This window comes from Mycobacterium mantenii (assembly GCF_001667865.1).
Taxonomy (GTDB): domain Bacteria; phylum Actinomycetota; class Actinomycetes; order Mycobacteriales; family Mycobacteriaceae; genus Mycobacterium; species Mycobacterium mantenii_A.
Genome location: NZ_LZJP01000012.1, coordinates 131,781 through 157,074, shown reverse-complemented (window position 1 = coordinate 157,074; position 25,294 = coordinate 131,781). Strand labels below are relative to the sequence as shown.

23 protein-coding genes and 2 tRNA genes are annotated in these 25,294 nt (G+C 67.3%); 15 read left to right on the top strand and 10 right to left on the bottom strand.

Annotation, left to right across the window (positions count from 1 at the left end; all coding sequences use genetic code 11):
* On the top strand, nt 1-676 hold a 676-nt coding region (locus tag A5688_RS02015; RefSeq protein WP_068268035.1), incomplete at its 5' end, for a DoxX family protein.
* A 10-nt stretch (nt 677-686) separates the two neighbouring features.
* Here the strand turns inward: A5688_RS02015 and A5688_RS02010 are convergent.
* Nucleotides 687-1,043, bottom strand: a complete 357-nt coding sequence (locus A5688_RS02010; RefSeq protein WP_067835497.1) for a PH domain-containing protein — start codon at nt 1,041-1,043, stop codon at nt 687-689.
* Between the two features lie 374 nt (nt 1,044-1,417).
* Between A5688_RS02010 and A5688_RS02005 the strand changes: the two genes are divergently transcribed.
* From A5688_RS02005 to ilvC, 3 genes are all read left to right on the top strand, one after another.
* On the top strand, nt 1,418-3,283 hold the full coding sequence (locus A5688_RS02005) for an acetolactate synthase large subunit (RefSeq protein ID WP_067835495.1): 1,866 nt from the start codon (nt 1,418-1,420) through the stop codon (nt 3,281-3,283).
* Nucleotides 3,283-3,783, top strand: coding sequence for an acetolactate synthase small subunit (gene ilvN / locus A5688_RS02000; protein WP_067835493.1), 501 nt, complete (start codon nt 3,283-3,285; stop codon nt 3,781-3,783). The genes A5688_RS02005 and ilvN overlap by 1 nt, the downstream gene beginning before the upstream one ends.
* A gap of 62 nt (nt 3,784-3,845) precedes the next feature.
* Entirely contained in the window at nt 3,846-4,847 is a 1,002-nt protein-coding gene (gene ilvC, locus A5688_RS01995; RefSeq protein WP_067912032.1) for a ketol-acid reductoisomerase, read from the top strand.
* A gap of 59 nt (nt 4,848-4,906) precedes the next feature.
* On the opposite strand, the gene wrbA is transcribed toward ilvC, so the two are convergent.
* The gene (gene wrbA / locus A5688_RS01990) at nt 4,907-5,509 is read right to left on the bottom strand and encodes an NAD(P)H:quinone oxidoreductase (protein ID WP_067835489.1); all 603 of its coding nucleotides are present in this window, start codon (nt 5,507-5,509) and stop codon (nt 4,907-4,909) included.
* Nucleotides 5,506-6,945: a phytoene desaturase family protein gene (locus A5688_RS01985; protein ID WP_067912030.1), complete on the bottom strand. Its 1,440-nt coding sequence runs from the start codon at nt 6,943-6,945 to the stop codon at nt 5,506-5,508. The genes wrbA and A5688_RS01985 overlap by 4 nt, the downstream gene beginning before the upstream one ends.
* 29 nt (nt 6,946-6,974) lie before the next feature.
* Here A5688_RS01985 and serA point away from each other — a divergent pair, with 29 nt between their 5' ends.
* The gene (gene serA / locus A5688_RS01980) at nt 6,975-8,561 is read left to right on the top strand and encodes a phosphoglycerate dehydrogenase (protein ID WP_067912026.1); all 1,587 of its coding nucleotides are present in this window, start codon (nt 6,975-6,977) and stop codon (nt 8,559-8,561) included.
* A 40-nt stretch (nt 8,562-8,601) separates the two neighbouring features.
* Nucleotides 8,602-9,612 carry a 3-isopropylmalate dehydrogenase gene (locus A5688_RS01975; protein WP_067912024.1) on the top strand — a complete coding sequence of 337 codons (1,011 nt, stop codon included), beginning with the start codon at nt 8,602-8,604 and terminating at the stop codon, nt 9,610-9,612.
* Here A5688_RS01975 and A5688_RS01970 read toward each other — a convergent pair.
* Nucleotides 9,512-10,816: an MFS transporter gene (locus A5688_RS01970; protein ID WP_067835481.1), complete on the bottom strand. Its 1,305-nt coding sequence runs from the start codon at nt 10,814-10,816 to the stop codon at nt 9,512-9,514. The two genes, A5688_RS01975 and A5688_RS01970, sit on opposite strands and share 101 nt — an antisense overlap.
* A gap of 174 nt (nt 10,817-10,990) precedes the next feature.
* Between A5688_RS01970 and A5688_RS01965 the strand changes: the two genes are divergently transcribed.
* The 4 genes from A5688_RS01965 to A5688_RS01950 all read left to right on the top strand — a co-directional run bounded on the left by A5688_RS01965 (nt 10,991) and on the right by A5688_RS01950 (nt 13,659).
* The gene (locus A5688_RS01965) at nt 10,991-11,797 is read left to right on the top strand and encodes a fumarylacetoacetate hydrolase family protein (RefSeq protein ID WP_067835479.1); all 807 of its coding nucleotides are present in this window, start codon (nt 10,991-10,993) and stop codon (nt 11,795-11,797) included.
* The gene (gene gltX / locus A5688_RS01960; RefSeq protein WP_207546578.1) at nt 11,794-13,281 is read left to right on the top strand and encodes a glutamate--tRNA ligase; all 1,488 of its coding nucleotides are present in this window, start codon (nt 11,794-11,796) and stop codon (nt 13,279-13,281) included. The genes A5688_RS01965 and gltX overlap by 4 nt, the downstream gene beginning before the upstream one ends.
* A 150-nt stretch (nt 13,282-13,431) precedes the next feature.
* Nucleotides 13,432-13,503: transfer RNA gene (locus tag A5688_RS01955), tRNA-Gln, on the top strand.
* Between the two features lie 83 nt (nt 13,504-13,586).
* Nucleotides 13,587-13,659: transfer RNA gene (locus A5688_RS01950), tRNA-Glu, on the top strand.
* 12 nt (nt 13,660-13,671) lie between these two features.
* Here A5688_RS01950 and A5688_RS01945 read toward each other — a convergent pair.
* Nucleotides 13,672-14,184 (bottom strand): pyridoxamine 5'-phosphate oxidase family protein, encoded by a 513-nt coding sequence (locus tag A5688_RS01945; protein WP_067912021.1) that lies wholly within the window; start codon nt 14,182-14,184, stop codon nt 13,672-13,674.
* A gap of 50 nt (nt 14,185-14,234) precedes the next feature.
* Nucleotides 14,235-14,936, bottom strand: coding sequence for an IclR family transcriptional regulator (locus A5688_RS01940; RefSeq protein WP_067912017.1), 702 nt, complete (start codon nt 14,934-14,936; stop codon nt 14,235-14,237).
* 85 nt (nt 14,937-15,021) lie between these two features.
* Between A5688_RS01940 and leuC the strand changes: the two genes are divergently transcribed.
* The 3 genes from leuC (at nt 15,022) to A5688_RS01925 (ending at nt 17,933) form a co-directional block, all read left to right on the top strand.
* Nucleotides 15,022-16,461 (top strand): 3-isopropylmalate dehydratase large subunit, encoded by a 1,440-nt coding sequence (leuC, locus tag A5688_RS01935; RefSeq protein ID WP_067835471.1) that lies wholly within the window; start codon nt 15,022-15,024, stop codon nt 16,459-16,461.
* A gap of 26 nt (nt 16,462-16,487) precedes the next feature.
* Nucleotides 16,488-17,084, top strand: coding sequence for a 3-isopropylmalate dehydratase small subunit (gene leuD, locus A5688_RS01930; RefSeq protein WP_067835469.1), 597 nt, complete (start codon nt 16,488-16,490; stop codon nt 17,082-17,084).
* 210 nt (nt 17,085-17,294) lie between these two features.
* A complete protein-coding gene (locus tag A5688_RS01925; protein ID WP_067835467.1) occupies nt 17,295-17,933 on the top strand; it encodes an HU family DNA-binding protein in 639 nt (212 codons plus the stop codon).
* Nucleotides 17,934-18,205: 272 nt separating this feature from the next.
* Here the strand turns inward: A5688_RS01925 and A5688_RS01920 are convergent, their stop codons facing one another.
* The 3 genes from A5688_RS01920 to cofC form a co-directional block, all read right to left on the bottom strand.
* Nucleotides 18,206-19,153 carry an NUDIX hydrolase gene (locus tag A5688_RS01920; RefSeq protein ID WP_067912014.1) on the bottom strand — a complete coding sequence of 316 codons (948 nt, stop codon included), beginning with the start codon at nt 19,151-19,153 and terminating at the stop codon, nt 18,206-18,208.
* Nucleotides 19,154-19,239: 86 nt separating this feature from the next.
* Complete coding sequence (locus tag A5688_RS01915; RefSeq protein ID WP_067835462.1) at nt 19,240-21,429, bottom strand: RNA degradosome polyphosphate kinase; 2,190 nt, start codon at nt 21,427-21,429, stop codon at nt 19,240-19,242.
* Between the two features lie 87 nt (nt 21,430-21,516).
* The gene (gene cofC / locus A5688_RS01910) at nt 21,517-22,179 is read right to left on the bottom strand and encodes a 2-phospho-L-lactate guanylyltransferase (RefSeq protein WP_067835460.1); all 663 of its coding nucleotides are present in this window, start codon (nt 22,177-22,179) and stop codon (nt 21,517-21,519) included.
* Nucleotides 22,180-22,346: 167 nt separating this feature from the next.
* On the opposite strand from cofC, the gene A5688_RS01905 reads away from it, so the two are divergent.
* Together A5688_RS01905 and A5688_RS01900 are read left to right on the top strand one after the other, a co-directional pair.
* Complete coding sequence (locus tag A5688_RS01905; protein WP_067835459.1) at nt 22,347-23,381, top strand: NAD(P)H-dependent glycerol-3-phosphate dehydrogenase; 1,035 nt, start codon at nt 22,347-22,349, stop codon at nt 23,379-23,381.
* An 80-nt stretch (nt 23,382-23,461) separates the two neighbouring features.
* Nucleotides 23,462-24,607: a D-alanine--D-alanine ligase family protein gene (locus tag A5688_RS01900; RefSeq protein ID WP_067912010.1), complete on the top strand. Its 1,146-nt coding sequence runs from the start codon at nt 23,462-23,464 to the stop codon at nt 24,605-24,607.
* A gap of 104 nt (nt 24,608-24,711) precedes the next feature.
* Here A5688_RS01900 and A5688_RS01895 read toward each other — a convergent pair whose 3' ends face one another.
* A complete protein-coding gene (locus tag A5688_RS01895; protein ID WP_067912007.1) occupies nt 24,712-25,272 on the bottom strand; it encodes a DUF3515 domain-containing protein in 561 nt (186 codons plus the stop codon).
* Nucleotides 25,273-25,294: the final 22 nt, after the last annotated feature.

Below are 25,294 nucleotides of genomic sequence, written 5' to 3'. Positions count from 1 at the left end.
CGCCGGCTCCGGGGCCGGGGGTTACCACCTGCTCGAACAGCAGGAACCGCTGCCCTACGTCCAGCCGCATGCGGCGGCCCGGCACGCGGCACCCGAGTCCACCGAGGTCGACGACGACGACGAACACCACGACCGGTTGCACGACGTGGGCCGGCGCGGGACGCAGCATCTCGGTTTGCTGCTGCTGCGCGTCGGGCTCGGTGTGGTGCTCGGCGCCCACGGGCTGCAGAAGCTGTTCGGCTGGTGGGGCGGCTCGGGGGTCACCGGGTTCAAGAACTCGCTGTCCGACGTCGGTTACCAGCACGCCGACATCCTGGCCTACGTGAGCGCCGGCGGCGAGGTCGTCGCTGGTGTGCTGCTGATACTGGGCCTGTTCACCCCGGTGGCCGCGGCCGGTGCGCTTGCCTTCCTGATCAACGGCCTGCTGGCCAGCATCTCTACCCGGCCGCACACGCACAACTTCTCGTTCTTCCTGCCCGACGGCCACGAATACCAGATCACCCTGATCGTGATGGCCGCCGCGGTCGTCCTGTGCGGACCCGGCCGGTACGGCCTGGACGCGCGCCGCGGTTGGGCGCACCGACCCTTCATCGGCTCCTTTGTCGCCCTGCTGGCCGGCATCGCGGCCGGCGTCGGGGTGTGGGTGGCCCTCAACGGCGTGAATCCGATCGGCTGACCGGCTCGATTCACTGGTAGGGGTTGGGCACCCGCCCCGCGCTGGCCTCGGTCAGCTCCGGAAGGGTGGAGAACGTGACCGCGGGCAACCGCAGCTCGCCGCCGCTCTTGAGCTGCGCGCGTCCCCACGACCCGCGGTGGAAACGCAGTCCGTCGATGTCGTCCCAGGGCACGTGCCGGCTGCCCAGCAGCGTCCGCACGGTCACGCCCTGGTCGTCGGCGACGGTGCGCAACCGGATGATCATGGCCGACAGCAGCACCGGAAGGATCAGCAGCGGCAGCGACGGTGGCCACAACATCACCGGTATCAGCAACCCCAAGGTCAAGAACCCTACGGCCAGATGCGCTACCGGCGACACCTTGATCACGACGGGCGCGGCGGACGGTGTTTGGGGAGACGAGCCAGTAGCCACCCCACCATCATTTCACCCGGCACACTGGACCGATTGCGGGAGCGCTCGCCCGGCGGCGCCGCGGACCACCGGGCGCCCCGGGCGCCCCGGGCGCCGACGGTCACAGATTTGACTCCTGAGCTGTGCGAAGGCTACCGTCGGACGTTATGGATACCGCCGGAAAGTCCGGGATGCTCGTAGTACTTAGTCGGCGCGTTGGTGGCTGACTTGCCCTTCAGCATTTAAAGCAATCCAGCACCAGCGCGCAACCCTCGTGCAGCAGAATGAGCTGTCGGGGGTTTTTTGTTGCCCCCAGCGAGATTCCCGGAATGAATAAGGACTGAACGACAGTGAGCGCTCCCATCAGGCAGCACGCCTCCGAGGCAGTGGACGCTGCCGACATCGCCACGGACGCGGCCAAGCCCGCGAAGTCTGCGCCAGCCAAGCCGAAACGTATTGGGCCCGAGCAACTTACCGGTGCCCAGTCGGTGATCCGTTCGCTGGAGGAACTCGGCGTAGAGGTCATCTTCGGCATCCCCGGCGGTGCGGTGCTGCCGGTCTACGACCCGCTGTTCGACTCGAAAAAGCTGCGCCACGTCCTGGTCCGCCACGAGCAGGGCGCCGGCCACGCCGCCAGTGGCTACGCGCACGCCACCGGCAAGGTCGGTGTGTGCATGGCGACGTCGGGCCCCGGCGCCACCAACCTGGTGACCCCGCTGGCCGACGCCCAGATGGACTCGATACCGGTCGTCGCCGTCACCGGGCAGGTGGGACGCTCGCTGATCGGCACCGACGCCTTCCAGGAAGCCGACATCTCGGGCATCACCATGCCGATCACCAAGCACAACTTCCTGGTTCGCTCGGGTAACGAAATCCCGCAGGTGCTGGCCGAGGCGTTCCACATCGCCTCCTCGGGCCGCCCCGGCGCGGTGCTCGTCGACATCCCCAAAGACGTGCTGCAGGGCCAGTGCACGTTCAGCTGGCCGCCGCGCCTCGACCTGCCCGGATACAAGCCGAACACCAAACCGCACAGTCGGCAGATCCGCGAAGCCGCCAAGCTGATCGCGGCCGCCCGCAAGCCGGTGCTCTACGTGGGCGGCGGGGTCATCCGCGGTGAAGCGACGAACGAGCTGCGCGAGCTGGCCGAGCTGACCGGCATCCCGTTGGTGACCACGCTGATGGCGCGCGGCGCGTTCCCGGACAGCCATCCGCAGCACCTGGGCATGCCCGGCATGCATGGCACCGTCGCCGCGGTGGCGGCCCTGCAGCGTAGCGACCTGCTGATCGCGCTGGGCACCCGATTCGACGACCGGGTGACCGGCAAGCTGGACACCTTCGCCCCGGAAGCCAAGGTCATCCACGCCGACATCGACCCGGCCGAGATCGGCAAGAACCGTCACGCCGACGTGCCGATCGTCGGCGACGTCAAGGCCGTCATCATCGAGCTGCTCGAGTTGCTGCGCCAAGACGGGCTACTCGCCAAGCTCGACATGACCGAATGGTGGGCCTACCTGAACCAAGTTCAGTCCACCTATCCGCTGAGCTACGGGCCGCAGAGCGACGGCAGCCTCGGCCCGGAATACGTCATCGAGAAGCTGGGCCAGATCGCCGGCCCGGACGCCCTGTACGTCGCGGGCGTCGGCCAGCACCAGATGTGGGCGGCCCAATTCATCTCGTACGAGAAGCCGCGCACCTGGCTCAACTCCGGTGGGCTGGGCACCATGGGGTACGCCATTCCGGCCGCCATGGGCGCCAAGATGGGTCGCCCGGACGCGGAGGTGTGGGCGATCGACGGCGACGGCTGCTTCCAGATGACCAACCAGGAGCTGGCGACCTGCGCGATCGAAGGCGTGCCGATCAAGGTGGCGCTGATCAACAACGGCAACCTGGGCATGGTGCGCCAATGGCAGACACTGTTTTACCAGGAGCGCTACTCGCAGACGGATCTGGCGACGCATTCGCATCGAATCCCGGACTTCGTGAAACTGGCCGAGGCATTGGGTTGCGTCGGATTGCGTTGCGAGCGTGAGGAAGACGTCGACGACGTGATCAACCAGGCGCGGGCGATCAACGACCGCCCGGTGGTGATCGACTTCCTCGTCGGCGCCGACGCGCAGGTCTGGCCGATGGTGGCCGCCGGCACCAGCAATGACGAGATCCAGGCGGCCCGCGGAATCCGCCCGCTGTTCGACGACGAAACCGAAGGACACGCCTGATGCACACGCACACCCTGTCGGTGTTGGTCGAGGACACACCCGGCGTGCTCGCCCGCGTGGCGGCGCTGTTCTCCCGGCGCGGTTTCAACATCGAATCGCTGGCCGTCGGCGCCACCGAGCAAAAGGACATGTCGCGGATGACCATTGTGGTCTCCGCCGAGGAGACCCCGCTCGAACAGATCACCAAACAGCTCAACAAGCTGATCAACGTCATCAAGATCGTCGAGCTCGACGACGACAACTCGGTGTCGCGCGAACTCGCGCTGATCAAGGTGCGCGCCGACGCCGGTATCCGCAGTCAGGTGATCGAGGCGGTGAACCTGTTCCGCGCCAAGGTGATTGACGTGTCGCCCGAGTCGCTGACGATTGAGGCGACGGGTGACCGCGGCAAGATCGAGGCGCTGCTGCGGGTCCTGGAGCCCTTCGGGATCCGTGAAATCGTCCAATCCGGAGTGGTGTCGTTGGCTCGCGGTCCACGCGGAATCGGCACGGCCAAGTAAGTTTTCAGCGCAAACAAAAAGGAGATAGTGAAGTGGCTAACCCGTCTGGGGAGACATTGCCGATGTTCTACGACGACGATGCGGACCTGACGATCATCCAGGGTCGCAAGGTCGGTGTCATCGGATACGGCAGCCAAGGACACGCGCATTCGCTGAGCCTGCGTGACTCCGGCGTGCAGGTGAAGGTCGGCTTGAAGGAGGGGTCGAAGTCCCGGGCCAAGGTCGAAGAGCAGGGCCTTGAGGTCGACACCCCGGCCGAGGTGGCCAAGTGGGCCGACGTCATCATGCTGCTGGCGCCCGACACCGCGCAGGCCGACATCTTCAAGAACGACATCGAACCCAACCTGAAGGATGGGGACGCGTTGTTCTTCGGTCACGGGCTCAACATCCACTTCGACCTGATCAAGCCGCCCGCCAACGTCACCGTCGCCATGGTGGCGCCGAAGGGCCCGGGGCACCTGGTGCGTCGGCAGTTCGTCGACGGCAAGGGCGTGCCCTGCCTCATCGCGGTGGACCAGGACCCCACCGGCGAGGGCGAGGCGCTGGCCCTGTCCTACGCCAAGGCGATCGGCGGCACCCGCGCCGGTGTCATCAAGACCACCTTCAAGGACGAGACCGAAACCGACCTGTTCGGTGAGCAGGCCGTGTTGTGCGGTGGCACAGAGGAATTGGTCAAGACCGGTTTCGATGTGATGGTCGAGGCGGGTTATCCGCCGGAGATGGCCTACTTCGAGGTGCTGCACGAGCTCAAGCTGATCGTCGACCTGATGTACGAGGGCGGCATCGCGCGGATGAACTACTCGGTGTCCGACACCGCGGAGTTCGGCGGCTACCTGTCGGGCCCGCGGGTGATCGACGCCGGCACCAAGGAGCGGATGCGCGAGATCTTGCGCGACATTCAGAGCGGCGAGTTCACCAAGAAGCTGGTCGCCAACGTCGAGGGCGGTAACAAGCAACTCGAGCAGCTGCGCAAGGAGAACGCCGAGCATCCCATCGAGGTCGTCGGCAAGAGGTTGCGTGACCTGATGAGCTGGGTCGACCGGCCGATCACCGAGACCGCTTAGGGCCTTCTGCCGCGACACTTAAACCATGGCGACCGTTTACGGCGTGTCGTGTGCGTGGTTTAAGTGTCGCGGAGCCGGCCGGCCGTCTCGACCACCCGTCGGGCCAGGTGGTCCAGCGCGTTCTGGGTGGCTTCGTCGAACTCGGCGATGTTGTCGTGCGTGGAGACCAGGCTCACCCCGTACGGATTGCCGTCGACGAACTTGCACGGATCGGTGTATCCCGGCGGCACGATGATGCCGCCGAAATGCATCAGCGTGATGTACAGCGAGAGCAGGGTGGATTCCTGACCGCCGTGCAGGGTGTTGGACGAGGTGAAGCCGGCGTAGACCTTGTCCGCAAGCTTGCCCTGTGCCCACAGCCCGCCCAGCGAGTCGAGGAATGCGCGCAACTGCGCTGCGGGAGAGCCGAATCGGGTCGGTGAACCGAAGATCACCGCATCGGCCCAGACGATGTCGTCGCCGGTGGCCGCCGGAAGGTCTTTGGTGGCCTCATAGTTCGCCGTCCAGGCCGGGTTGTGGGCGAACGATTCGGGATCCTGTGTTTCGGCGACGTGCCGCAGCCGGACGTCGGCCCCCGCCGCCTCGGCCGCGGCGGCAACGCGCCGCGCCATCGTGGTGTTATGGCCGGTGGCCGAGTAGTAGATGATCGCAAGTTTCGTCACGGCGTCATCCTAGGCCGCAGATCCGGAAGCGTGTCGATGCCGAATTCCCGGCGCAGCAACGTGCGTGCGGCGTAGTAGCCGGCCATGCCGTGCACACCGCCCCCGGGCGGGGTGGCCGCAGAACACAGATACACCTTGGGAATGGGTGTGCGCCAAGGGTTTAACCGCGGTGTTGGGCCGGCGATGGCCCGCCACGCGGAATTGCCGCCCATCCCGATGTCACCGCCCACGTAGTTGGCGTTGTGGTCGCACAGCCGCGCGGCCGGCACCGCGCGCGCCGCGACCACGACGTCGCGGAAGCCGGGGGCGAACCGCTCGACCACCGCGGTCACCGCCTCGGTCGCGTCGACGGTGGAACCCGACGGCACGTGGGCATAGGTCCAGAAGGGACGGTGTCCGGCGGCGACGCGGCCCGGGTCGGCGACGTGCGGGGACGCGGCCAGCACCATGGGCCATTGCGCGTGACGGCCCGCGGCGATGTCGGCCTCGGCGCGAGCCATCTGCGCCCGGGTGCCGCCGAGATGCAGGGTCGGGGCCTGCCGCAGCCGGGGGTCCGACCACGGAATCTCGTCGTTGAGCACGAAGTCGACCTTGGCGACTCCGGGTCCAAACGTGTAGCGCCGCAATGCTTTAGCGTATCGGGACGGAAGGGCCTCGCCGTAGATCCGCAGCAGCGCGGTCGGCGCGGCGTCGAAGGCGACGACTCCGCCCGGTGGTGCGGTGACCTCGGCGCCCGCCGTGAGCTCGCCACCGTGGGCGCGTAGGTCGGCGATCAGGGCGTCGGTGATCGCCTGACTGCCGCCCACCGGAATCGGCCAGCCGACCGAATGCGCGAGGGTGGCCAGCATCATCCCCGCGCCCGCCGCGGTCAGCGACGGCATCCGCGAAATGATGTGGGCGGCAACGCCGGTGAATAGTGCGCGGGCGTCCTCGCCGGCCAGCGACCCCCACGCCGGGGTGCCTTGGGCCAGCATCCGTAGCCCCAGCCGCACCGCCGACGGCAGCGAGTTCGGCACCGACCGTTTGTCGCCCAGCAGCAGGGCCACCACGTCGTCGGAACGCTCGACCAGCGGGCCGAGCAGTCGTCTGAACGACGTGCCGTGCTCCAGTTCGGCACAGGTGCGGTCCAGATCGCGGTAGGCGATGGCCGCCGGGCGCCCGGGCAGCGGGTTGGCGTACGAAATCTCGGGCACCGCCAACCGCACGCCGCGCGCGGGCAGGTCGAACTCCTTGAAGAACGGCGACGCCAGTGCCAACGGGTGCACCGCCGAGCAGATGTCGTGCAAAACTCCCGCGGAATCTGGGTCGGGTGCGGTGCGCGCACCCCCGCCGAAGGTCGGCTGAGCTTCCACGACCTGCACTTTCAGGCCGGCTCGGGCGCAGATTACGGCAGCGGTCAGCCCGTTGGGTCCGCTGCCGACGATGGTGACGTCCACGCGTCAATTACAGCCGATAGGCTGGCCGGGTGAATCTGCCTGTTGTACTCATTGCCGACAAGCTCGCCGAATCCACCGTCGCCGCCCTGGGCGACCAGGTCGAGGTGCGTTGGGTAGACGGCCCCGATCGGGAGAAGCTGCTGGCCGCCGTGCCGGAGGCCGATGCACTGCTGGTGCGTTCGGCCACCACCGTCGACGCCGAGGTGCTGGCGGCGGCGCCCAAGCTGAAGATCGTCGCCCGCGCCGGGGTGGGCCTGGACAACGTGGATGTCGATGCGGCCACCGAACGCGGTGTGCTGGTGGTCAACGCGCCGACGTCGAACATTCACAGTGCCGCCGAGCACGCGCTGGCGCTGCTGCTGTCGGCGGCCCGCCAGGTCCCCGCCGCCGACGCCTCGCTGCGCGAGCACGCGTGGAAGCGGTCGTCCTTCTCGGGCACCGAGATCTTCGGCAAGACGGTCGGCGTGGTGGGCCTGGGCCGGATCGGTCAGCTGGTCGCCCAGCGGCTCAGCGCCTTCGGCACCCACATCATCGCCTACGACCCCTACGTGTCGCCGGCGCGCGCCGCCCAGTTGGGCATCGAACTGCTGACGCTGGACGACCTGCTGGCCCGCGCCGACTTCATCTCGGTGCACCTGCCCAAGACGCCCGAAACCGCGGGCCTGATCGACAAGGACGCGCTGGCGAAGACCAAGCCGGGCGTCATCATCGTCAACGCCGCCCGCGGCGGCCTGGTGGACGAGGCGGCGCTGGCCGACGCCGTGCGCAGCGGGCACGTGCGCGCTGCCGGTCTTGACGTCTTCTCCAAAGAGCCCTGCACCGACAGCCCGCTGTTCGAGCTGCCGCAGGTGGTGGTCACACCGCATCTGGGCGCGTCGACCGAAGAGGCGCAGGACCGCGCGGGCACCGATGTCGCGGCAAGCGTGAAACTCGCTCTGGCCGGGGAATTCGTTCCCGACGCGGTCAACGTCGGCGGCGGGGTGGTCAACGAGGAGGTGGCGCCCTGGCTGGACCTGGTGCGCAAGCTCGGGGTGCTGACCGCCACGCTGTCCGACGGGCCTCCGGTGTCGTTGTCGGTGCAGGTGCGCGGCGAGATCGCCTCCGAAGATGTTGAGGTGCTTAAACTTTCGGCCCTGCGCGGATTGTTCTCGGCCGTCGTCGAGGGGCCGGTGACGTTCGTCAACGCCCCGGCGCTGGCCGAAGAACGCGGCATCACCGCCGAAATCAGCACCGCATCGGAAAGCCCGAACCACCGCAGCGTGGTCGACGTGCGCGCGGTGTCCCACGACGGCACCGCCGTCAATGTCGCCGGCACGCTGTCCGGGCCGCAGCTGGTGGAGAAGATCGTCCAGATCAACGGCCGTAACTTCGATCTGCGCGCCCGCGGCACCAACCTGGTGATCAACTATGTCGACCAGCCCGGCGCGCTGGGCAAGATCGGCACCCTGCTGGGTTCGGCCGGGGTGAACATCGAAGCCGCGCAACTCTCCGAGGACGCCGAGGGCCCGGGTGCGACGATTCTGCTGCGCCTGGACCGGGACGTGCCGGGCGACGTGCGGGCCGAAATCGGCGCGGCCGTCGGCGCCAACAAGCTTGAGGTGGTTGATCTCTCGTGATCGCCGACGATGCACACCGAAGCGATGGGGAGCCGCACCGATGAAGCTGGCGGTGATCGAGGGCGACGGCATCGGGCCCGAAGTCGTTTCCGAGGCCATCAAAGTACTGGACGTGGTGCTGCCCGGGGTGGACAAGACCAGCTACGACCTGGGCGCGCGGCGATACCACGCCACCGGTGAGCTACTGCCGGACTCGGTCATCGACGAGCTGCGCGCGCATGACGCCATCCTGCTCGGGGCGATCGGTGACCCGTCGGTGCCCAGCGGCGTGCTGGAGCGAGGCTTGTTGCTGCGCTTGCGTTTTGAGCTGGATCATCACATCAACTTGCGGCCGGGCCGGCTGTATCCGGGGGTGAACAGCCCGCTGGCCGGCAACCCCGAGATCGACTTCGTGGTGGTGCGCGAGGGAACGGAAGGTCCCTACACCGGCACCGGCGGTGCCATCCGCGTCGGAACACCCAACGAGGTCGCCACCGAGGTGAGTCAGAACACCGCGTTCGGAGTGCGTCGAGTGGTGGTCGACGCGTTCGAGCGGGCTCAGCGACGCCGAAAGCACTTGACACTGGTGCACAAAACGAACGTGCTGACGTTCGCCGGCAGGCTGTGGTCGCGCATCGTGGCCGAGGTCGGCCGGGACTACCCCGACGTCGAGGTGGCGTATCAACACATCGACGCCGCGACCATCTTCATGGTCACCGACCCCGGTCGCTTCGACGTGATCGTCACCGACAACTTGTTCGGCGACATCATCACCGACCTGTCGGCGGCGGTGTGCGGCGGAATTGGCTTGGCCGCCAGCGGAAATATCGACGGCACCCGGACCAATCCCTCGATGTTCGAGCCCGTCCACGGCAGCGCGCCGGACATCGCCGGGCAGGGCATCGCCGATCCGACCGCCGCCATCATGTCGGTGGCGCTGCTGCTCGCACATCTCGGCGAGGACGCCGCCGCTACCCGGGTGGATCGGGCCGTCGAGCAGTATCTGGCAACGCGTGGGAACGAACGGCGCGCCACCGCCGAAGTCGGCGAACGGATTGCTGCCGCGCTCTAGGTTCCAGGCCGGGTGGGAGCAACCGCGCCGGAACCAGCGGCACCGCCGCCAGTGGGAACAGCGCGCACAACATCCACGCCGGTGGATATTTCGCGGCCGAGATCAAGGCACCGAACAGTGGGGGCCCGGCGGCCGCCATCATCCGCTGGGTGGTGTTCTGAATGCCCAGGGCGCGTCCGCTCCAGAACGGCCCGGCGAATTCGGTGATGGCGGTGGCCTCCAGCCCGTTGTCGAGCACCGCGACCACCGCGATGACGACCATCAGCCCCGCCTGCCACCGGGAATTCATGTAGTCGGCCCACGCCAGCAACAGCAGAACCAGCACGGCGGCGGCGGCGATGTAGCGCACGGGCCGCATGCGTGAGCCGAGTCGATCCGACCAGCGGCCCACGGCCACCCGGCCGAGCGCGCCGAGCACCTGCGAAAGAGTGACCAACCCGCCGGCCGCCGCGACCGACCAGTGCAGGTTCCTGATCAGCCACACCAGCATGAACGTCACGGTCACCGTTTGCGGCATCATCATCAGGCCCGCCACCGCGTGAATTCGCCATAGCGTCAACGACCCTCGATACGGGCTGGCGAGTTCCTGTTCGCTGGCACTGGCGCGGGGTTTGCGCGGCGGGTCGACGATTCCGACCGCGCTGACTATCGCCCCGAGCGTGCACGCCAGCGCGGCGAACCTGAGCCCGGCCTGCGGTCCGTGCTCGGCGAGTTCGGGAATTATCAACGCGCCCAACGCGATTCCCAAGGGTTGCGCGGTTTGACGGATGCCCATGGCCAGTCCGCGCTGATGCGGCGGGAACCAGGCGGATACCAGCCGCCCGCCGGCCGTGTTGCAACTGGCGGCGGCCATACCGCCGAGAAACAGATACACGGCGATCAGCACCATCGAATGCGCCGACGCCGCCGCATAGGCCGCCGCTGCGGTAAGCGCCGAGCCCGTGGTCATCACCACCCGCTCGCCGACGCGGTCCAGCACGTACCCCCACAGCACAAGCGTGACCACCATGCCCCAGCTGGGCATCGACGCGAGCAGACCGGCCTCGTCGAGCCGGATTCCGCGCGCGCTTTGCAGCGCCGGGATGAGGAAGGCGACGCCGTTGATGAAGAGGAACGAACTTGCCGTTGCCAGCAGCGAAACGACCATGATCGACCAGCGCGCGCCCGCGCCGATTTCGGGCGTCGTGGCGTGGTCGCTCTGCATTCCCCATGCTTGCATATCGGCGCGAAATTTATGGTTAGGACTTGTTCACGGGTCCGTTAGGTGACGGCCCGCCACGCCCGGCTGCGCCGCGCTCGCGACCGTCACTGTGCTGAATCGTGACGGCCCGCCACGCCCGGCTGCGCCGCGCTCGCGACCGTCACTAGGCTCAACCGAATGCGCCTTGGTCGAATCGCCAGCCCGGACGGTGTCGCCTTCGTCAGTATCGAAGGCGAACTCGACAACCCAGCCGAGATGATCGCGCGCGAGATCGCCGAACATCCGTTCGGCACGCCGAACTTCACCGGCCGGTCGTGGCCGTTGGCCGACGTCCGGCTGCTCGCCCCGATCCTGGCCAGCAAGGTGGTGTGTGTCGGAAAGAACTACGCCGACCACATCGCCGAGATGAAGGAGATGACCGGTCCCGCGCCGGTGGACCCGGTGATTTTCCTCAAGCCCAACACCGCGATCATCGGGCCGAACGTACCGATTCGGTTGCCGGCCAACGCATCACCGGTGCACTTCGAGGGTGAGCTGGCGGTGGTCATCGGCCGGCCATGCAAGGATGTCTCGGCCGCCCAGGCGGCGGAGAACATCCTTGGCTACACCATCGGCAACGACGTGTCGGCGCGCGATCAACAAAAGTCCGATGGCCAGTGGACCAGGGCCAAGGGCCATGACACCTTCTGTCCGGTCGGGCCGTGGATCGTCACCGACCTCACACCGCTGGACCCGGGCGATCTGGAATTGCGCACCGAGGTCAACGGCGACGTCAAGCAGCACAGCCGTACCTCGCTGCTGATCCATGACATCGGTTCCATCGTCGAGTGGATTTCGGCCGTGATGACGTTGTTGCCCGGCGATATCATCCTGACCGGAACGCCGGCGGGCGTCGGCCCCATCGAAGATGGCGACACCGTCTCCATCACCATCGAGGGCATCGGCACCCTCACCAATCCCGTAGTCCGTAAAGGAAAATCGTGACCGCACCCGCGCAAGCACACCTGGTCCGTGTCCGGTTCTGTCCGTCGCCCACCGGCACCCCGCACGTCGGAATGGTCCGTACGGCGCTGTTCAACTGGGCCTACGCCCGACACACCGGGGGCACCTTCGTCTTTCGCATCGAGGACACCGATGCGCAGCGCGACAGCGAGGAAAGCTATCTGGCGCTGCTGGACGCGCTGCGCTGGCTCGGCCTGGATTGGGACGAGGGTCCCGAGGTCGGCGGACCCTATGGCCCCTACCGTCAGTCAGAGCGCAGTGAGATCTATCACGATGTGGTGGCCAAGCTGCTCGAAGCGGGGGAGGCCTATTACGCGTTTTCGACCCCGGAGGAGGTCGAGGCGCGCCATGTCGCCGCGGGCCGTAATCCCAAGCTGGGCTACGACAATTTCGACCGGCAGCTGACCGATTCCCAGCGCGCGGCGTTTCTGGCCGAGGGCCGCAAACCCGTGGTGCGGCTGCGGATGCCCGACGAAGACCTCGCGTGGGACGACCTGGTTCGCGGCACCACCAGCTTCGCGGCCGGGTCGGTGCCCGATTTCGCGTTGACCCGCGCCAACGGAGATCCGTTGTACACCTTGGTCAACCCGTGCGACGACGCGTTGATGAAGATCACCCATGTGCTGCGCGGCGAGGACCTGCTGCCGTCGACCCCGCGCCAGCTCGCGCTGTATCAGGCGCTGATCCGGATCGGCGTCGCCGAGCGCACTCCGCAGTTCGCGCACCTTCCAACGGTATTGGGGGAGGGAACCAAGAAGCTCTCCAAGCGCGACCCGCAGTCCAACCTGTTCGCCCACCGCGACCGGGGCTTCATCCCCGAAGGTCTGCTCAACTATCTCGCGTTGCTCGGCTGGGCCATCGCCGACGACCACGACGTGTTCAGCCTCGAGGAGATGGTGGCCGCGTTCGATGTGGTCAACGTCAACTCCAATCCCGCGCGATTCGACCAGAAGAAGGCCGACGCGCTCAACGCCGAGCACATCCGGATGCTCACGGTCGAGGACTTCACCGCCAGGCTGCGCGACTACCTCAACGTCCACGGTCATCGCCTCGAACTCGACGACGCCAGCTTCGCCGTCGCCGCCGACTTGGTGCAGACCCGGATCGTGGTGCTCGGCGACGCCTGGGAGCTGCTGAAGTTCCTCAACGACGACGAGTACGCCATCGACCCGAAGGCCGCCGCCAAGGAGCTGGGGCCGGACGGCGCCGCGGTTCTGAACGCGGCGCTGGCCGCGCTGGACGACGTGGCGGACTGGACGGCGCCGGCCCTCGAAGCGGCGCTCAAGGCCGCGCTCATCGACGAGATGGGCCTCAAACCGCGCAAGGCGTTCGGTCCGATCCGGGTGGGGGCCACCGGGACGACGGTCAGCCCGCCGTTGTTCGAGTCACTGGAGCTCCTGGGCCGCGACCGCAGCCTGCAGCGGCTGCGCGCGGCGCGGCAGACGGCCGGGCGGGACCCCGCCTGAGCGACCCGGCACCACGCGTGCGGAGTGTCCGCCGAGACTTTGGTAGTCTGCACTGCGGTTTACAAAGGCCGACAACGGCTGGCGGCGGCGGACTCCAAAGAGCTTAGGAAAGCCCGCAATCGACGCTGACCAGCGGTTTTAGGCAGCCAATGGGGTATGGTGTAATTGGCAACACAGCTGATTCTGGTTCAGCCATTCTAGGTTCGAGTCCTGGTACCCCAGCAAAACTCTCTCCGCTCAAGCGATTAGGTGGGCTTAGCGGGTTGAGCTATGCTGACTCTCCGGATCGTCTCTGGATCGTTTCTGGCCCCGTCGTCTAGCGGCCTAGGACGCCGCCCTCTCACGGCGGTAGCGTGGGTTCGAATCCCATCGGGGCTACAAATAACGCACTTACTGGTCGGTCCCCAGGACCGCGGGTGCTGTCGATCCACCCACCGGCATCGTCGGTAGACCGAGTTTGCGGTGATCCCACGAGCGGGCCCGCCGGGCCACGATGCGAACGCAGACCCGCTTGTTCATCATCTGCTCAACGAACGGCTTCATGTCGTCGGTGTAGGGACCGGTGTAGCGCTCCCAGACGCTGACCCCCACCCGATGTGAGACGTCGGGATCGTCGACGATCTCGGCGACGCCCTCGAAGGACACCCCGCGCAGCGTGTCGTAAGTGTCGCCGTCCTCGATCAGGAAGCTCACCCGCGGATTGCGCTTGAGGTTGACGGCCTTCTGCGACTTGGCCTTGGTCTCCAGCCAGACCTCGCCGTCGACGACGGCGTACCACATGGCGGTCAAGTGCGGCTGGCCGTCGGCGCCGATGGTGGCCAGCGTGCCGGTGCGGCTTTTCACGACGAAATCGGCGATCTCGTCTTCGGACATGACGATGCTCGCGCGCTGATTGGTTCCCATGCCGGTCAGTCTGTCAGGCCAGGCGCGATGCGGTGTGCGCCGGTGGCTTTCTACAGGCGACGGGTGAGTGCGTCGGCGGCGGACAACAGGTCGGCGGCCCAACGTGCCCCCGGCCGCCGGCCGATGCGGTCGATGGGGCCCGACACCGAGATTGCCGCGATGACGGCACCGCGGCTGTCGCGCACCGGCGCCGAGACACTCGCCACGCCCGGCTCGCGCTCGGCGACGCTTTGGGCCCAGCCCCGCTTCCGCACTTCGGCGAGCGTTCGTTCGGTGAACTTCGCCGATGCGAGCACCGCTTTCTGGGTGGCAGCGTCGCTATGGGCCAGTAGCACTTTGGCGCCGGACCCGGCCGTCATCGGCAGGCGCGCGCCGATCGGAACCGTATCGCGAAGGCCCGCAGCGGGTTCCAGCGCGGCCACGCAGACCCGGTCGGTGCCCTCACGTCGGTACAGCTGCACGCTTTCGCCTGTGCTTTCGCGCAGCAGCGGGAGCACCGCGCTACTTGCGGCCAGCAGCGGATCGTTGACATGGGCCGCGAGTTCGGTGACGGCGGGACCAAGCAGCCATCGTCCTTCGTCGTCGCGCGCCAGCAGTCGATGGACTTCCAGGGCGGCGGCCAGCCGGTATGCCGTGGCGCGGGGTAGCGACGTCCGCTCACACAGTTCGGCTAATCCACAGGGTGATTGGGCAATCGTCTGCAGGATGCCCACGGCTTTGTCCAGGACGCCGATACCGCTATGCTGTCTCACAAGGAGATACTAGCGTCTCGCATTATGAGATCACAGCCCGAATGATCGACGAGTCGCTGACGAGGTGAATTGAGGCGAGTTCGAGATGGGAATCGACCAAGGGGCGGCGGGGGCCGCCACCAAACCGCGCACTCTGGCCGAAAAAGTTTGGGAAGACCACGTTGTGGTATCTGGCGGCGCCAGCGAGCCCGACCTGATCTACATCGATTTGCACCTGGTGCACGAAGTCACCAGCCCGCAGGCTTTCGACGGCCTACGCCTGGCCGGCCGGCCGGTGCGCCGCCCCGATTTGACGCTGGCCACTGAGGATCACAACGTCCCGACCATCGATATCGACAAGCCGATCGCCGACCCGGTGTCGCGGACGCAGGTCGAGACATTGCGGCGAAATTGTGCCGAATTCGGTGTGCGGCTATATCCAATGGGCGACGTCGAGCAGGGCATCGTGCACGTGGTCGGGCCCCAGTTGGGCCTCACGCAGCCCGGAATGACGGTGGTCTGTGGGGATAGTCACACCTCGACGCACGGCGCATTCGGCGCGCTGGCCATGGGAATTGGCACCTCCGAGGTCGAGCACGTGCTGGCCACCCAGACCTTGCCGCTGCGGCCGTTCAAGACGATGGCGGTCAATGTCGATGGCGAGCTGCCCGCCGGGGTGACGGCCAAGGACATCATTCTCGCCCTGATCGCCAAGATCGGTACCGGCGGCGGGCAGGGGCATGTCATCGAATATCGCGGCAGCGCCATCGAATCGCTATCGATGGAAGGCCGGATGACCGTCTGCAATATGAGCATCGAAGCCGGTGCCCGGGCGGGAATGGTGGCTCCGGACGAAACCACGTTTGAGTTCTTGCGTGGGCGCCCGCACGCCCCCCAAGGGGCGCAATGGGATGCGGCGATGCGTTATTGGCAGCAGCTGCACACCGACCCCGGCGCCGAATTCGACACCGAGGTCCACCTCGACGCAGCGTCGCTGAGCCCGTTCGTGACGTGGGGCACCAATCCCGGCCAGGGTGTGCCGTTGGCCGGCGCGGTGCCCGATCCCGAGCTGATGACCGACGACGCGCAGCGGCAGGCGGCGGAGAAAGCGTTGGCGTATATGGACCTTCGGCCGGGCACGCCGATGCGCGACGTCGCCGTCGACACGGTATTCGTGGGCTCTTGTACCAACGGTCGTATCGAAGATCTGCGGGTCGTCGCCGACGTGCTGCGTGACCGCAAGGTCGCACCCGGGGTGCGGATGCTCGTCGTGCCGGGTTCGATGCGGGTGCGCGCGCAGGCCGAAGCCGAAGGACTGGGCGAAGTTTTCACCGCTGCCGGTGCCGAGTGGCGACAGGCGGGCTGTTCAATGTGCCTGGGGATGAATCCTGACCAGCTTGCGCCGGGGGAGCGGTGCGCAGCGACGTCCAACCGCAACTTCGAAGGGCGCCAGGGTAAAGGCGGTCGCACGCATTTGGTGTCTCCGGCGGTTGCCGCGGCGACAGCGGTTCGCGGCACATTGTCTGCTCCCGCCGATTTGAGCTGACGTATTCGACTGTTGAAGGGATGAGCATGGAAGCATTTCACACCCACACCGGCATCGGTGTGCCGCTGCGGCGCTCCAATGTCGACACCGATCAGATCATTCCCGCGGTGTATTTGAAGCGTGTCACCCGAACCGGTTTCGAGGACGGCTTGTTCGCCAGCTGGCGGTCGGATCCGTCATTCGTGCTCAACCTCAGCCCCTTTGACCGGGGGTCAGTGCTAGTCGCGGGACCCGATTTTGGGACGGGGTCGTCGCGTGAGCATGCGGTGTGGGCACTGATGGACTACGGGTTCCGGGTGGTCATCTCGTCTCGATTCGGTGACATTTTCCGGGGCAACGCCGGCAAGGCGGGGCTGCTGGCGGCCGAAGTTTCTCAGGACGGTGTGGAGCTGCTCTGGAAGCTCATCGAGCAGAGCCCGGGTTTGGAAATCACTGTCAATCTTCAAGATCGAAATATCACCGCGGGAACGACGGTGCTGCCGTTCAAGATTGACGACCACACCGCGTGGCGACTACTCGAAGGACTCGACGATATCGCCCTTACGCTGCGGAAACTCGACAAGATCGAGTCATTCGAGACGGGGTATCCGGACTGGAAACCGCGTACGTTGCCCACCTCTTGAACGGCCGACCGAAGCCGATTTTCTGCTTGATCGGCTAACTAAACCGAGCCGATTTTTAGGCCCTCCACCGGTCAAGGGCGGCAACCGGATTGCGAAAATGCCGTACGCCTTGCGGTGAAATTGCGCGTGGCTCTTGGAAATTTGCTGGGTGAGGGTTTACCGTGTCCACTAGTCGGTTCAAATCGAGGACCACTAGTGTCGGAGGGATTGATGAACAAGGCAGAGCTCATTGATGTGCTCACAACTAAATTGAACACGGACCGTCGACAGGCGACCGCAGCGGTCGAGAATGTTGTCGACACCATTGTGCGTGCGGTACACAAGGGCGACAGCGTCACCATCACCGGGTTCGGCGTGTTCGAGCAGCGGCGCCGCGCAGCGCGGGTGGCCCGCAACCCGCGGACCGGTGAGACGGTGAAGGTGAAGCCGACGTCCGTCCCGGCGTTCCGCCCCGGTGCACAGTTCAAAGCGGTTGTGTCTGGCGCACAGCGCCTCCCGTCGGACGGCCCGGCCGTCAAGCGCGGTGTGGTATCGGGTGGTGGTGCGGCCAAGAAGACCGCCGCCAAGAAGGCACCGGCCAAGAAGGCCGCAGCCAAGAAGGCTCCGGCCAAGAAGGCCGCGGCTAAGAAGGCTCCGGTTCGCAAGGCGGCGACCAAGGCTCCGGCCAAGAAGGCCGCGACCAAGGCTCCGGTTCGCAAGGCGGCGACCAAGGCTCCGGCCAAGAAAGCCGTCACCAAGGCCCCGGCCAAGAAGGCGGCGACCAAGGCCCCGGCCAAGAAGGCCGCGAGCAAGTCTCCGGCCCGCAAGGCTCCGGCCAAGAAGACGACCGCGCGTCGCGGTCGCAAGTAAGCGGAGTCAAGTTCTAGACACGAGTACCCTTCGGGCGGCGTTGGTGCCCCCGAAGGGTATTCGTGCGCTCTAGGGGCGGTCGCAAGCGCGGCGGAGCCGCGTGCGGCGGGCCGCCCCCATCACGTTAGGGCGGTCGCAAGCGCGGCGGAGCCGCGTGCGGCGGGCCGCCCCCATCACGTTAGGGCGGTCGCAAGCGCGGCGGAGCCGCGTGCGGCGGGTGGCCACTACACGTCGAGCCGGGCGCAGCGGGTGGGCGGGCCGCCCCGATCAGGCTAGGCCCGGACGTTGGCGGCCAGCGCGCCGCCGATGTGGTCGGCGGCCACCAACCGCCCGTCGAATAAGGACAGCACCCAGGTGCTGCCCTTGTGGTTGCGCGACTTGTCGGGTCGCACGTCATCGCGCTCACACCACCAGGCGATCAAATCCGGAATCACCTTGCCCTGAGTGCAGACAACCGGCGTGCCGTCCTGCTCGGCGATATCCAGCATTCGGTGGCGTCCGCGTTTCGCATTCTTGGCGTAGGCCTCCTCGGTGAGGGTGGGCTCGTTGTGTACGGCCACGCCCAAGTCCTCGGCAAGGGGTTCCACGGTCTGATGGCAGCGCACGCGGTCGGCCGCATACACCTGTGACGCACCGAAGGCGAGTAGCTGGGGAACCAGGGCCTCGGCCTGTGCACGTCCACGTTTGTCCAGCGGCCGCTTGGCGTCGTCGCCGGAGAAACGCGATTTGCGGCCGGCGGTGCCGTGCCGGACCACCAACAGGGTGTGGGTATCGGCGGGCTTTTTGTTGAAGTGGCGCAACACTTTTCGGTCTTGTGTATAGTCGAGCTTCTGCATCGCCTCGGCGATCGGCAGCCACAGCAACCTGTCCACCTCGCTGCCGGGCACGAATTCGCCCCCGGTGGCGCGCGCCGCCCAGTAATAGACCTTTTTGACGCCCTGGTCGATCGGATAGCTCACCAAGTCCAGGCGCCTGCCAAGGATGGCGTGCTGACCCGTCTCCTCGTACACCTCGCGCACGGCGGCCACCGGAGCCGTCTCGCCGGGGTCCACCTTGCCTTTGGGCAGTGACCAATCGTCGTAGCGGGGGCGGTGAATGACGGCGATCTCGACGTCATCGTCGTCTGCGTCACCCTGGCCGTGTCGCCACAACACCGCGCCGGCGGCGTAGACGACTCGGCTTCCGGAGCGCCTAGCGGTGGACGAGTTCTGGGTCGGCACCTCAACTCCTGCAGGTCAATTCGGTCAGGGTCGCACGCTCAATCAGGATGCGGCCCGGCGAGACAACCGGAATTCACCGCACAGAGCTAGGGACTGCGATGGCGCTCCATCAACGATACTTGGTGGTCGCGCACGGTATGTCCCTCCTGGGGCGACGGGGTCCACTGCCCGTCGGGCCCCAATTCCCAGCAGCGGGTGGACGGATCCAGAGCGGATTCGAACAACTCGTCCAGTTGCGCGGTGAGCTTGGGGTCCTTGACCTGAGCCAGCACCTCCACCCGCCGATCTAGGTTGCGGTGCATCATGTCCGCGCTGCCGATCCAGAATTCGTTGATGTTGCGGAAATGGATGATCCGCGAGTGCTCCAGGAAGCGGCCGAGAATCGAGCGGACGACGATGTTTTCGGAGTAGCCCTCGGCGCCCGGGCGCAGCGCGCAGATGCCGCGCACCACGACCTCGACCCGCACCCCCGCCTGTGACGCCCGGTAGAGGGCATCGATCACCTGCTCGTCCACGAGCGCATTCATCTTGAGGCGGATTCGCCCGTTGCCGCGTTCGTGGTGCGCGGCGATCTCGCGTTCGACGCGTTCGATGATGCCGGCGCGAATTCCGTGCGGCGCCACCAGCAGATTGCGGTAGGAGACCTTACGCGAATAGCCGGTAAGCGAATTGAACAAATCCGTGAGGTCCGCCCCGATATCGGGATTCGCCGTCAGCAGGCCGACGTCCTCATAGAGCCGGGCGGTCTTGCTGTTGTAGTTGCCGGTTCCGATGTGGCAGTACCGCCGGATCGCAGAACCTTCGCGACGCACCACCAAGCAGGTCTTGCAGTGCGTCTTGAGGCCGACCAGCCCGTAGACGACATGCACGCCCGCTTGCTCGAGTGCGCGCGCCCAACGGATGTTGGCCTGTTCGTCGAAGCGCGCCTTGATCTCTACGAGTGCCACGGCCTGCTTTCCGGCCTCCGCCGCTTCGATCAAAGCCCGAACGATCGGCGAATCACCGGAGGTGCGGTACAGCGTTTGTTTGATCGCCAGCACGTTGGGGTCCGCCGCGGCCTGCTGAATGAAGCGCTGCACGCTGGTGGAGAACGAGTCGTAGGGGTGGTGCACCAAAACGTCGCCCTCGCGCAGCGTGGCGAAGATGCTCTTGGGGGACTCGCGGTCGGCGAACGCGGGGTGGGTATCCGGGACGAACGCCGCGTCCTTGAGCGCCGGTCGATCCAGGTCGTAGACCTGCCACAGCGACGAAAGGTCGAGCAGGCCGGGGACTTCGATGACGTCACCGGGATGCACGTCGAGTTCGCGCAGCAACAGTTCCAGCATGCCCTCGGTCATGTCGTCGGCGATCTCGAGCCGAACCGGCGGGCCGAACCGCCGGCGCGCCAATTCCCGTTCCAGCGCCTGCAGCAGATCCTCGTCGCGGTCTTCTTCGACTTCCATGTCGGCGTTGCGGGTGATGCGGAAAGCGTGATGCTCCACGATTTCCATGCCCGGGAAGAGAAGAGGAAGGAAGGCCGCGATCAGTTCTTCCATCGGCAGGTAGCGCACGATGGTCCGCCCGGAGCCGTCGGCGCTGTTGATGGCGGCGAGTTCGACGAAGCGATCGACGTTGTTGGGCACCTTGACTCGAGCGAAGTGCTGGCCGCCGTCCTCGGTCTGACGCACCATGACCGCCAGGTTCAGGCTCAGCCCGCTGACGAACGGGAACGGGTGCGCGGGATCGACGGCCAGTGGCGTCAGGACGGGGAAGACCTGCTCGGTGAAATAGCTCGACAATTCGTCGCGCTCGGCCTGATCGAGATCGGCCCACGTGACGATGTGGATGCCTTCTTCGGCGAGCGCCGGCCGCACCGAATCGAGGAACACCCGCGCGTGCCGGGTGGCGATCCGCTGAGTCTGTTCCCCGATGAGGGCAAGTTGCTTGCGCGGCGTCAAACCGTCGGCGGAGCGGACCGACAATCCCATCTCGTCACGGCGTTTGAGGCCGGCGACCCGCACCATATAGAACTCGTCGAGATTGGAGGCGAAGATCGCCAGGAACTTGGCGCGTTCCAGCAGCGGCAGCGAGCTGTCGTCGGCCAGCGCCAGCACGCGGGCGTTGAAGTCCAGCCAGCTCAGTTCCCGGTTGAGGTAACGGTCCTCCGGCAGATCGGTCAGCGCGGCCTGGGTCGCAGCCGGTGGTGCTGCCACGGCCGAGTCGCCTGAATGCCACAAATTCTCGTCGGGTCGCGCCTCAGCTTCGATTTCGGTCACCTTGCGATCATTGCTCATCACGCGCTGGTGCTGCTAGCGCTCGGGGGACATCCATTCGCCGTTGGGATGACGTTAACCCACCGGACAGCTTGCCCGCGGTGGTCGAAATCAGTGAATCGCGATGGCCCGGGCGGTTGCCGGCCCAACCCCGAGGCGACGGGCGGCGGCGAGGTCGGTCGGAGTGTCGACATCGCACCGCAGGCCGGGCCAGGCGCCGGTCAGCTCGATCGCGCCCGAACTGCGGTGCCGCGCCGAGGAATCGGATCCGAATCGCGGGTCGAGCGGGCTCCCGAACGCGAACAGCGCCGCGGTGCCCGTCGCCAGCCGGTCGGCGACGAAGCTGCGCCGGTGCTGGCGTGCGGCGGTGATCGCCTCGTTCAGCTCCTGAGTCTGCAGCGCGGGCAAATCACCTTGCAGCGCAACGACATTGGTGAAGGAACCACCCACCGCGCGTTCCGCTGAGGCGATGGCGTTGTTCAGCGGATCGGGGTGGCCCTCGGGCGTCGGGTCGGTCAGCACGTCGGCGCCCAGCTCGGCGGCCGCGGCGGCCGCGGCGTCGTCGGGCGTGATCACGGTGATCGAACCCAGCGACCGGACACGTCCGGCGGCGGTCAGGGTGTCCATCAACATCGCCAGCACCACGCTTTCCCGGGTGCGCGCCGAGAAGACCGGGGCCAGCCTGGTCTTGGCCGCGGCCAACCTCTTGACGGCGATGATCAGCGCCACATCGCCTCCGCCGTCGGCCGCGCCCTCGGCTCGAATGCCGCTCATGCAATGTCATCCTGCCAGCGAGGCTGTGCCGATCGCGCGCGAGCCAGGGGCGATCGCGCCGTGCGCGCCGCACACGCTGGCTCGCGTGACGCCCGGTCCGTCGCTGATCTAGGGTGTAGCGGCTGCACGCGCCGCGTGAACAACACCGACCACGGAGGGGGTGGCACATGACCAGCACGTCATCGGGTGCCGTCACGGTCATGGGTGCCGGCGCGTGGGGCACGGCGCTGGCCAAGGTGCTGGTCGACGCGGGCGGGCCGGACACGGCCGTCACGCTGTGGGCCCGCAGGCCCGAGCTCGCCGAGCGCATCAACTCCACCCGATACAACCCCGACTACCTGCCCGGCACGCTGCTGCCGCCGGGCATCCGCGCCACCGCCGACGCCGCCGACGCCCTGCGCGACGCGTCAACGGTGCTGCTGGGCGTGCCGGCGCAGACGATGCGCGGCAACCTCGAGCGCTGGGCGCCGCTGCTTCGTGCGGGCGCGACCCTGGTCAGCCTGGCCAAGGGCATCGAGCTCGGCACGTTGATGCGGATGAGTCAGGTCATCGTCTCGGTCACCGGCGTCGACTCGTCTCAGGTCGCGGTGATCTCGGGGCCGAACCTGGCCAGCGAGATCGCCGCATGCCAGCCCGCCGCCACCGTGGTCGCGTGCAGCGACTCGGGCCGGGCCGTCGCCCTGCAGCGCATGCTGAACAGCGGATACTTCCGGCCCTACACCAACAGCGACGTGGTCGGCACCGAGATCGGCGGGGCCTGCAAGAACGTCATCGCCCTGGCCTGCGGGATGGCGGTCGGTGTCGGGCTGGGCGAGAACACCACGGCGGCGATCATCACCCGCGGCCTGGCCGAGATCATGCGGCTGGGCATCGCGCTCGGCGCCAAGGGTGCGACGCTGGCCGGGCTGGCCGGGGTGGGCGACCTGGTGGCGACCTGCAGCTCGCCGCATTCGCGCAACCGGTCCCTGGGCGAACGGCTGGGCCGGGGAGCGACCATCCAGGCGGTGCTGGCCGGCACGCCCGACGGCGGCGACGGGCACGTGGTCGAGGGCGTGACGTCCTGCGAGTCGGTGCTGGCGCTGGCCGCCAGCTACGACGTCGAAATGCCCCTCACCGACGCCGTGCACCGGGTCTGCCACAAGGGGCTGTCGGTCGACGAGGCGATAGCCCTGCTCCTGGGCCGCAGCACCAAGCCCGAGTGACTCGCGCCTACACGTGAAAAGGCCAGGCGAAGGCCCGCCACCCGACCGGACCGGGTGCCACCCGGTAGCCTCTTGAGATTGTGAACGCCAGCAAACCGTCGGCGCCGGGCCCCAGCTCACGGGGCGGCGATCGGGTGCGCGTCGCCGTCGTTTTCGGCGGGCGCAGCAACGAGCACGCCATCTCGTGCGTGTCGGCGGGCAGCATCCTGCGCAACCTGGACGCGGCGCGCTTCGAGGTGGTGTCGATCGGCATCACTCCGGAGGGTTCGTGGGTGCTCACCGACGGCGACCCGGCCGCGCTGGCGATCACCGACCGGCGGCTGCCCGAGGTGACCGCCGACTCGGGAACCGAACTGGCGCTGCCGGCCGACCCGCGGCGCAGCGGCCAGTTGGTGTCGCTCGCGCCCGGGGCCAGCGAGGTCCTGGCGTCGGTCGACGTGGTGTTTCCGGTGCTGCACGGACCCTATGGGGAGGACGGCACGATCCAGGGTCTGCTGGAACTCGCCGGTGTGCCCTATGTGGGGGCGGGTGTGCTGGCCAGCGCGGCGGGAATGGACAAGGAGTTCACCAAGAAACTGTTCGCGGCCGAAGGCCTGCCGGTCGGTGACTACGCGGTGCTGCGCCCGTCGCGCTCGAGGCTGCGGCCGCAGGAGTGCGAGCGGCTGGGACTGCCGGTGTTCGTCAAACCCGCGCGGGGCGGCTCCTCGATCGGCGTGAGCCGGGTGTCGAGCTGGGACGAGCTGGACGCCGCCGTCGCCACCGCGCGCCGCCATGACCCGAAAGTCATTGTCGAGGCGGCGATCGTCGGCCGTGAGCTGGAGTGCGGCGTGCTCGAAATGCCAGACGGCACAGTGAAAGCCAGCACGGTGGGTGAGATTCGGGTGGCCGGGGTGCGCGGGCGTGAGGACTCGTTCTACGACTTTTCCACCAAATACCTCGATGACGCAGCCGAGTTGGATGTGCCGGCCAAGGTGGACGACGAAATCGCCGATGCGGTACGCGAATTGGCGGTCCGGGCCTTCAAGGCCATTGACTGCCAAGGGCTGGCCCGGGTGGACTTCTTCCTCACCGAGGCCGGGCCGGTGCTCAACGAGATCAACACGATGCCGGGGTTCACCACGATCTCGATGTATCCGCGGATGTGGGCGGCCAGCGGCGTGGATTACGCGACCTTGCTGGCGACGATGGTCGAGACCGCGATGGCCCGCGGCGTGGGCCTGCGTTAGTGGCGATCGCAAGCGCGGCGTAGCCGGGCGCAGCGGGTCGCCGCCATGGGAACTGGTGGCGATCGCAAGCGCGGCGTAGCCGGGCGCAGCGGGTCGCCGGGCCGCTAACGGGGCCGGCCGGGGTCGACGGGTGCGGCCGGGATGCTGTGGTCGATCGCTTCGGAGAGCTGCTGAATCGGCGTCGGGCCCGACCCGGTCGGCAGGGTGAGCGCGACGTACACCGGGCGGTCGACCGTGTACCAGGTGGATCTGCCCGCGTCACCGGCGGATTGCTGTTCGGAACGCACCTGGAACCACTGCACCCGATCGACGACCTGGATCGGCGAGCCGAGGACGAACTCGGCCGGGCGGTCCAGCCCGCAGCGCAGTACCACCGGGTCACTGTCCGGCCCGGTCCGCCAGGCGGCGGCGCCGTGCGGTGCCGGCTGCTCGAGGGGCGCGCGCTGGTAGTCCCCGAGCCGCTGCGGCAGCGCGCCCATCAGCGCACGGCATCCGGCGCCGTCGGCCTGCGGCGCCGGCACCTCGGGCACCGCGACCGAGTGCGGGTGCGCCTCGCGGGTTGCCGCGATGACCAGGATCGCGCCGATCGTCGCGACGGCCAGCGCGATCGCGACGATGATCAGTACACGCGGCGGCCCGCCGTCAACGTCCGATTCGGTAGCCACTGCCGCGCACCTCCCTTCTCCG